The following is a 7604-nucleotide window of genomic DNA, read 5'->3' as shown; positions in this document are numbered from 1 at the left end:
CTCTGCCCCCTTGCCCGAGATCGGCGATGGCGCCCGGTGGGCGGCCGTCCGACCCGGCACAGCGTCGGCCGGACCCCGCGAAGCGGGCTCGGACGCGGCTCGGGGCCACCCGGCCGGCAGACCGCGGCGTCCGCCTTCAGGACGGCTGTCTAGCCCCGCCCTCTGCCGCCGATGGATTCCAGACGCGCGTCGAGGGCTTCGACGTCGGGCAGGAACCAGATATGACTTGCCGCATTGGATTCATGCACCAGAGCGCGCAGCGCGGAACTGGCCTCCATATGGCGGGAGATATCACCGATGACGGCCAGACGCATGCGGTAGTTGACGAACTTCTGCATGATTTCTCCGGCGATGCGGGTACCGAGCGAGAAGAATTTCTCGTCGAGCCGACTCACCGGCACGGCCACGATCTCGGCGTCGAACAATGCCGAACCGATCAAGTCCAGCGCATCTTGCTCGGTGACCACCGTAGGCCCGGCCGGATCGCACATCAATACCTGCACTCCGCGCCGTTCCTGCAACAAATCCGGCAATTTACAATCCCCCAAGAGAAAAATCATGGTCACAGATAGCCGGAGGAAACTAACACGCTCCTGTTTCATGGGTCAACGGCCCACCGGGGCCTGGAAGACTAACCAGCCAAAGTGCGATCTACAGGTTTACGGAGTGGCTGGTTCCACCGGTGCGGCCGCGGGACCGCTCCCGCCGCGCAGCTCCCCGTAGCATCTTCGTGCTGGTCAGACCGGTGAGGAACCCGCCTCCGACGCGGCGTCGGCCGCGAGGTGGCCTCTCGCGGAGGGGCGCGGTTCCGCCGCCGGCGCGCGGGGACCCGACCGGGCTCGTGGCCCAAAATCGACAGGAAGAGCGTCCGGAAAACCCGCGCGGGCCGAGGTCGGCAGCAGCCTTTCCCCTCCCCGAAACTCTCCTCTCCCTTTCCCATGGGCAGTACCCTCGGCACGTACTCATCGACGCGAACCACGGGCGTTTCGCGTTTTCCCTGCCGTTCATCCGACGGCATCTCGCACGAAAGCGAGAAGGGTACCGCCACCCGGGAAGCCTTGCGGGACACGGCGTTTAGTGATCGACTGGCGACACCGCCCCTCGTACCACCCGTTCAGGGTGCGCACCGAATCGTTCGCGGAAATCTTGGTTGACCTACGGGAGGAAGCATGTCCAGCGGCCCTGACGGCGCGGCTCCGCTCCAGATCGACGAGAAGGAGTTCGAGCATGATCCGCACGCGTTGTACGACGTGCTCCGCTCGGAGGCACCGGTCCGCGAAATCATCGCGCCGGGCGGGACCAAGGTCTGGCTCGTCACGCGCTACGACGACGCGAAGTCCGTGCTGACCGACAACCGCCTGTCCAAGAACATCGAGGTCGGCCAGAAGGTCATCCAGCGGCACACCGACGGCGAGACCGGCATGGTGTTCGCCAGCGAGTTGGCCGCGCACATGATGAACGCCGACCCGCCGGACCACACCCGGCTGCGCAAGCAGGTCAACAAGGTGTTCACGCAGCGAGCGGTGGAGAAACTGGGCCCCCGGATCGAGGAGATCACCACCGAACTGCTCGACGCGATGGAGGGCCACGACGAGGTGGACCTGATGCGTGCCCTCGCCTACCCGCTGCCCATGGCGGTGATCTGCGAGTTGCTGGGCGTTCCGGCCGACGACCAGGAGCGCTTCAAGGGCTGGGTCCCCACCCAGCTCTCCGGCGGGGACGCGGAGAGCATGGCGCAGGCCACGATGGCACTGCTCGGATATCTACACGAGTTGATCGAAAGCAAGCGGTCGCAGCCGGCGGACGACCTGCTCACCGGCCTGGTGCGCTCCAGTGACGACGGCAAGCTGAACACCCAGGAACTGGTCTCGATGGCGTTCCTGCTGCTGGTCGCGGGCAACGAGACCACGGTCAACCTCATCGGCAACGGTGTGTACGCGCTGCTGCGCCACCCCGACCAGCTCGCCGCTCTGCGCGCGGACCGCTCACTGATGCCCGGGGCGGTCGACGAGCTCCTGCGCTACGAGAGCCCGGTCAACACGTCGTCGCTGCGCTTCACGACCGAGCCGATCGAGGTCGGCGGAGTGGTCATACCGGAGGGCGAGCTGGTGGTGGTCGCGCTCACGTCGGCCAACCGGGACGAGTCCCAGTTCCCCGACGCCGGCAGCCTGGACATCCATCGTCAGGCGGCCGCCAACCTGTCCTTCGGACACGGCATCCACTACTGCGTCGGAGCGCAGCTGGCCCGGCTGGAAGCACAGATAGCCTTCGACCGGCTCATCGACCGGTTCCCGCACCTCCGGCTGGCCGCCGACCCGGCCGACCTGCGCTGGCAGCCGGGTACGGCCCTGCGCGGGCTGAGGTCCCTGCCGGTGTCGCTCGGCGCCGCCCGGGGCTGACTCCCCCGGTTCGGTTCGCCCCGCCCACACGGACGCCGATCCGCGCGCACGCGGCCGGAAAAGATCGGTCGGCGCCCTCCAGGTGCGTCCGGTGCGGCAGACTGCGGGGGCGATGGCAACCGGGTGTGATGCGCGGCCGACCAGGACGAACGCGGCGAGAAACACCGGACCCGTCGTACCCGTCGTCCGGCTGGACGGGGCGACGGGTCCGCGAGGACGTCTGCGCGTGCCCTGACGGCGATCGCTCGTCGAGGACACGAACGAATGTGTAGGAGTAGGGCTGCGATGAGCCGTGAATCAACGCTGCGCCGGCCGGCCGCCGATCCCTTGATCGACCTGCCCGCAGGGAAGATCGTGCTGCGGGACGAGGGCACGATGACGGACTGGGCGGTCGAGGTAGCCGCCTTCCGGCTGGCGCCGACTCCGGTCACCCGCGAGCTGTACGCCGCCGTGCTGGGCGAGACGCCGGGAAACGCCGCGGGGCCGAGGACGCCGATGACGGAGGTCTCGTGGAACGACGCCATCCGGTTCTGCAACCTCTTCTCGCGGGCGGCCGGGTTCGAACCCTGCTACTCGATGGGCGACAGCCGTGACGCGCAGGACGTGGTCTGCGACTGGGCGGCCGACGGCTACCGCCTTCCGACCGAGGCGGAATGGGAGTACGCCTGCCGGGCCGGGAGTTCGGACGTCCGTTACGGGGAGCTGGACGAGATCGCGTGGTACCGCGGGAACTCCGGGGGCGAGCCGCATGACGTCGCCACGCGGAAGCCGAACGAGTGGGGCTTCCACGACATGATCGGCAATGTCTGGGAGTGGTGCTGGGACGTCTACGACCCCCGGGTCTACGGCCCGTACCGCGTCTTCCGGGGCGGTGGCTTCTTCGACGAGCCCCGGGGGTGCCGGGCGTCGTGCCGCCGCAAGAGCCACCCGACCCTCGCCATCGACGACCTCGGGTTCAGGCTCGCCCGCTCGCTGTGAGCGCGGAGCGGGGTGGGAGAGGCCGGGAACGACGGCGGAAACGCGGGGTGGTGTGATGATCGAGGAGTTGTTGCCTTCGGCCGTCGGGACGGGCAGCACGTTCGTCGACTACGACGCGGCGCTGACCGCCCTGTACCCGCAGGAGGCCGCCGCCGTGGCGGGGGCCCAGCCGAAGCGCCGACGTGAATACGCGAACGTCCGCCTGTGCGCGCGCCGCGCCATGAGCGAACTGGGCATGCCGCCGGCGCCTGTGCTGTCGGGTGTGCGCGGCGCACCGGTGTGGCCCGACGGCATCGTCGGCAGCCTGACCCACTGTCCCGGGTTCCGGGCCGCCGCCATCGCCCGCTCCGCCGCGTTCGCGGGGCTCGGCATCGACGCCGAGCCCGACCTTCCCCTGTCGAAGGGCCTGCTGGAGTTCATCTCGCTGCCCCAGGAACGGGCGCGGGTGCGGGCGTTGACGCAGTCCTCTCCCGGAACCTGCTGGGACCGGTTGTTGTTCAGCGCCAAGGAGGCGGTGTTCAAGACCTGGTTCCCGCTCACCCGGCGCGAACTCGATTTCGCCGAGGCGGACATCACCATCGACCCCGCCTCGGGCACCTTCTCCGCGCGACTGCTCGTCCTGGGCACCTCCCCCGACGGAGAACGCATCGAGGGGTTCACCGGCCGGTGGCTCTCCCGCCAGGGCATACTGCTCACCGCGATCGCCCTGCGGCGCACGACGGGACGGTGACCACCAGGCCCTCGCGCCACAGCGCGGGCACCCCGGCTGCGCCACACGCAAGGGCCGCCGGCTCGACAGCGCGACCCGCACGAGTCGGGGACGTCTAGGTTCTGTCTCTTTGGTCAGCGTCGGGTCCAGATGAGGATGCCCGCGAGGTGGAGTGCGGCCTGGTAGGCGATCGCGAGCTTGTCGGTTCGTGTGGCCAGGCCGCGCCACTGCTTGAGGCGGTTGATGCACCGCTCGACGGTGTTCCGCTGCTTGTAGGCCTCGCTGTCGAAGCCGGGCGGACGGCCACCGAGCCGGCCTCGCCGCAGGCGGTGGCCGACTTGGTCGGAGGGCTGCGGGATGACCGCACGGATACCCCGGCGCCGCAGGTGGCTGCGGATGGCGCGTGAGGAATACGCGTGGTCGGCCAGAACGGCCAGGGGCCGGGTGCGGGGCCTGCCCGGGCCGGTGCGGGGCACGCGGATGCGGGACATCACCGTCTCGAAGGCGGGTGCGTCACCTGCCTGGCCTGCTGTGATGGTGAAGGCCAGGGGCCGTGCGCGGCTGTCTGCGGCCAGGTGGACCTTGGTGCTCAGCCCGCCGCGGGAGCGTCCGAGCGCGTGATCGGCGGGCTCGCCGGAGCGGGCCGCCCCTTTTTGAGTGCTCCGGCAGCGTGCTGGTGGGCCCGGACGACGGTGGAGTCGACCGATACCGTCCAGTCGATGTCGTCCTCGACGTCCGCCGCCGCCAGGACGGCGGCGAGGATCATCTCCAAGGTGCCGTCCACGGCCCATCTGATCAGCCGCTTGTGAGCGGTCTGGAAAGAGCCGAGCTCGTCGGGCAGGTCCCGCCAGGGCGAGTTGGTGCGGTACTTCCACGCGATGGCCTCAAGAGTGCGACGGTGGTCGGCCCATCGCCGCCCACGGACCGGATCCGCCGGCATCAGCGGCTCGATCCGGTCCCACATCGCATCGGTGATCACTAATCGGACGGACACATCCGATCAACTGACCAACCCATCAAAGAGACACGCGCTAGCGGTCGAACTCTAGGCGACCGCCCTGGCCAGGAACGAGTGGATTGTGAAGCGGGGTGACCTCTTCTGCGGTGCCGGAGCCCCCGGTCGGCGCCGTGCGTCAGGCTCTGGTGTGGGTGCTGGAGAGGTCGGTGTCACAGCGGCTGGTGGAGTTGGCTCACAGCGCGGCCGGGGCAGGTGAGGAGGGGCAGGATGCGCTGTATGCGGCCGCCGAGCGGCTCGTGGTGCCGCGCAGCGGCGAACCCCGCCCTGGTGCGCGCGGCCCTCGAAGCCGGCGAGGACGTACCGGTGGAGGCCGAGGGGCCGGACTCCACGGGCATGGTGCACCTGGTCGCCGCGATCAGCCTGGGGTGCAGGAGGTCGGGGCGGACGCGCTGGCCGAGGCGCTGGCCGCGCTCGGCATGTTCGACCTGACGGTCGAGGACTGGGCACAGATGCTGGGCGCGGCCGAGCGGGGCGAGGTACCGCCAGTGGACTGGGGGCCGTTGGAGCAGCACGTGGGTGCGGTGGGGGTGGTGAGGCAGGTCCATGATGAGGAGCTCGTGCGGGCGCGGACCGTGCTCCTCGGCCTGCGCTGGTTCTACGCGCTGTATGTGATGCACGGACTGCTCATGCCGGACACACCGGCGCAGGCCGCGCTGCGGCGGCGAATCGACGAGTGGGACATGTTCCCCTTCCTGGAACAGCTCACCGCTGCCTCTTCGGACTCAGCTGTTCGCGGTGCGGAAACAACTGGACGGCACTAAGACGCCGTTTCTATTGGCTTGATCGTTCGTTGAGCGGTGCATGACGGTTCTGGTCGAGCGGTTGGTGCCGGACGAGTTGTGGACGCTGTTCCGGCGGGTGGCCCCGCCGACGGAGGTCATACGCCCGCAGGGCGGCGGCCGCTGACGGGCCGGGGACCGCGAATGTCTGGCGGCGATCATCTTCGTGGCCACCTCGGGCTGCACCTGGCGGCAGTTGCCGCCGGTGTTCGGGCCGGCCTGGCCCACCGTCTACCGGCGCTTCGCCCAGTGGAGCCGGGAGCGGGTGCGGGCCCGGCTGCACCGGGTCATCCTCGACGAATTCGGCGTGCGGGGTGAGCTGGACTGGTCGCGGTGCGCGATCGACTCCGTCAGCGTCCGGGCGGCAAACGGGGGCCACTGACCGGACCGAATCCGACCGACCGTGGCAAGCCGGGATCGAAGATTCACCTCATCACCGACCGAAACGGCGTACCGTTGTCGCTGGGGATCTCCGGCGCCAACCTGCACGACAGCCTCGGCCTGCAGCCGCTCGTGCGTGGGATCCCGCCCGTCCGCTCCCGCCGGGGCCCGCGCCGCCGGCGTCCGGCCAAGCTCCATGCCGATAAGGGCTACGACTACGATCACCTGCGGAAATGGCTTCGCGAGCGTCGCATCCGCCACCGCATCGCCCGCAAGGGCATCGAGTCCTCCACCCGGCTCGGCCGGTACCGCTGGGTTGTCGAAAGGACCGTGTCCTGGCTGGCCGGCTGCCGAAGGCTGCACCGCCGTTACGAGCGCAAGGCCGAGCACTTCCTGGCCTTCGTCGGCATCGCCGCAGCCCTCATCAGCTACCGCCGACTCACCAAATGAAACGGCGTCTAATTCCCGCAGAGCAGTACCAAGACACCGTCGACCAGCTGACGGAGCTGCCCCAGCTGTTCATTGCGGTCTGACAAGCGCGACGGCGGGCCCCGTCCGTAGCAGAGCCCTCCTATCCCCCTAACCGTCTCAGCCATCGCCCAGCACGTGGAGACGGACATGAGCAGCACGGACAGTTCCCAGCTTATCGAGGCAACTCCCGTCGCCCGGCTCGCCGTCGGCGGCAGGGGCGGCGGTGCGGACGGCGGTGCGGGCGAGCGCGGCGAGCAGGACGGCGTGGGCCCGCACCGCCACGGGCAGCGAGCCGGCGGCCGCCGTACGCGCGGCCGGGTCGGCGTAGTGGCCGGAGCGGTCGGCGAGGGCCTGCGCCAGCCAGCCGTCGACCACCGGGTGGTAGTCGCCGCGGTGAAACAGGATGTCGCGGGCGGCCTCGTCTCCCGACCGGGTCTCCACGCTCCGGTCGAGTCGGCCGGCTCGGGCGAGCGCGACGAGTTCGTCGGCGCGGGCGGCGAGCTGCTGCTGCTCCTGGAGGCGCTGCTGCTCGGATTCCTCGGCTCGCCGGTCGGCGGCGAGCTCGTCCTGGACGACGGCGTCGGTCTCCGGGTCGTAGACGCCGCCGGTGGCGGTGAGCAGCTGCGTGATGCGCTCGCACTCGCCGACTTCGGCTGGACTGCGTTCGTCGTCGGCCAGGTCCTCGCGGTCGCGGTCCATGTGCTGCTGCAGCCGGGCGTCCTCGAGCGCGGCCGCGGCCTCGGTGGCGGCCATCCCGGCGGCGCGCCGACGCACCGCACGGCGGCCAACCTTCGCCTGGTCGACCGGCTGGCGATGCGCGGCCGCACCGGGGACGGGAACGCGGGGGCGGCGGCGGGAGCGGGGAGCGG

At 70.0% G+C, this 7604-nt stretch carries 7 protein-coding genes and 1 pseudogene; 5 read left to right on the top strand and 3 right to left on the bottom strand.

What is annotated here, in order from left to right; genetic code table 11:
* Positions 1-149: 149 nt before the first annotated feature.
* Entirely contained in the window at positions 150-560 is a 411-nt protein-coding gene (locus AB0L29_RS24935) for a DUF4180 domain-containing protein (protein ID WP_365829990.1), read from the bottom strand.
* Between the two features lie 609 nt (positions 561-1169).
* Here AB0L29_RS24935 and AB0L29_RS24930 point away from each other — a divergent pair.
* The 3 genes from AB0L29_RS24930 (at position 1170) to AB0L29_RS24920 (ending at position 4107) form a co-directional block, all read left to right on the top strand.
* Complete coding sequence (locus AB0L29_RS24930; RefSeq protein WP_365829972.1) at positions 1170-2399, top strand: cytochrome P450; 1230 nt, start codon at positions 1170-1172, stop codon at positions 2397-2399.
* Positions 2400-2684: 285 nt separating this feature from the next.
* Positions 2685-3377 carry an SUMF1/EgtB/PvdO family nonheme iron enzyme gene (locus AB0L29_RS24925; protein WP_365829971.1) on the top strand — a complete coding sequence of 231 codons (693 nt, stop codon included), beginning with the start codon at positions 2685-2687 and terminating at the stop codon, positions 3375-3377.
* A 55-nt stretch (positions 3378-3432) separates the two neighbouring features.
* Entirely contained in the window at positions 3433-4107 is a 675-nt protein-coding gene (locus tag AB0L29_RS24920) for a 4'-phosphopantetheinyl transferase superfamily protein (RefSeq protein ID WP_365829970.1), read from the top strand.
* Positions 4108-4220: 113 nt separating this feature from the next.
* On the opposite strand, the gene AB0L29_RS24915 is transcribed toward AB0L29_RS24920, so the two are convergent.
* Positions 4221-5050 (bottom strand): IS5 family transposase gene (locus AB0L29_RS24915; protein WP_365829989.1). Its coding sequence is split into 2 segments (ribosomal slippage): positions 4221-4712 and positions 4715-5050, totalling 828 coding nucleotides; the frame shifts between segments, so codons are not numbered across the junction.
* Between the two features lie 419 nt (positions 5051-5469).
* Here AB0L29_RS24915 and AB0L29_RS24910 point away from each other — a divergent pair.
* A complete protein-coding gene (locus AB0L29_RS24910) occupies positions 5470-5865 on the top strand; it encodes a hypothetical protein (RefSeq protein ID WP_365829969.1) in 396 nt (131 codons plus the stop codon).
* 40 nt (positions 5866-5905) lie between these two features.
* Positions 5906-6714 (top strand): annotated as a pseudogene (locus AB0L29_RS24905) (IS5 family transposase).
* Positions 6715-6852: 138 nt separating this feature from the next.
* Here the strand turns inward: AB0L29_RS24905 and AB0L29_RS24900 are convergent.
* Positions 6853-7509, bottom strand: coding sequence for a hypothetical protein (locus AB0L29_RS24900; protein ID WP_365829968.1), 657 nt, complete (start codon positions 7507-7509; stop codon positions 6853-6855).
* Between the last annotated feature and the right edge of the window lie 95 nt (positions 7510-7604).

It is taken from the genome of Streptomyces sp. NPDC052701 (assembly GCF_040678355.1).
GTDB lineage: Bacteria > Actinomycetota > Actinomycetes > Streptomycetales > Streptomycetaceae > Streptomyces.
The sequence above is the reverse complement of the archived record's forward strand: the minus strand, read 5'-3'. Positions and strand labels throughout refer to the sequence as shown.

Coding starts and splice junctions, on each gene's coding strand:
- AB0L29_RS24925 (WP_365829971.1), top strand. CDS start 2,685: ATGAGCCGTGAATCAACGCTGCGCCGGCCGGCCGCCGATCCCTTGATC.
- AB0L29_RS24930 (WP_365829972.1), top strand. CDS start 1,170: ATGTCCAGCGGCCCTGACGGCGCGGCTCCGCTCCAGATCGACGAGAAG.
- AB0L29_RS24935 (WP_365829990.1), bottom strand. CDS start 560: ATGATTTTTCTCTTGGGGGATTGTAAATTGCCGGATTTGTTGCAGGAA.
- AB0L29_RS24920 (WP_365829970.1), top strand. CDS start 3,433: ATGATCGAGGAGTTGTTGCCTTCGGCCGTCGGGACGGGCAGCACGTTC.